The organism is Variovorax sp. P4_D9, from assembly GCF_056401695.1.
Genome location: NZ_JBFUIU010001717.1, coordinates 1 through 627 on the forward strand (window position 1 = coordinate 1; position 627 = coordinate 627).

The window sequence follows — 627 nt, forward strand, 5'->3', positions numbered from 1 at the left end:
GGGCTGAAGGTGGTACCTCTGAGCAAGAGCTTCTGCCAGCACGCGCTCGAGCATGGCGAGTTCGTGACCAGCCATGCCTCCAAGGATCGGCGCCTGACGAACCGACCCTATGTCGGCATGGTCGAGTCGTACTACGGACGGCTGCTGACGCGAGAGTGCGGCACGCCCTATGGCACCTTCATCCATTTCGACCTGGAGCCGCGCGGCATTCCCACTGAGGAAATCCGCTTCCTGCGCGAGGTGATCCCGCAGTTCATTGACTACCTGGAATGAACAGGCGGCAGTAAGGGCCCCCCAAAGCTCAGCGCCCTGGTGGGCGCGAATCGCGGTCAAGCTTGCAGGCGCAGGTAGGCGCCCTGCGCGGCGATCGTTTTGTCGGTGCGCACGCCCCTCACAGCTGGCGTCCAACCTTGGTCGAGGAAGACGACGGAGCCAGGTTGTGCCACGGCATTTGCATCAGCACCAGGCCGAGCACTAGGCCGAACTTTGGTAATCGCCGAGACGTAAGTGCGCACCCTGCTTGAGCTTTTGGTTCGCAGGGAGAGCGGCTACTGGGTACAGGCGGGATTCAAGCCGAGCAGCTTGAAGGCCTTGGCCTGAAGCGGCGTGGGCCGCGTGGTGGTGACG

The 627-nt window shown here is 63.2% G+C and carries 1 protein-coding gene; it reads left to right on the forward strand.

From position 1 onward, the window contains the following. The coding region (locus AC1DY5_RS57950; RefSeq protein ID WP_478123087.1) for a hypothetical protein at positions 1 to 273 on the forward strand (273 nt) is incomplete at its 5' end. Positions 274 to 627 lie beyond the last annotated feature (354 nt).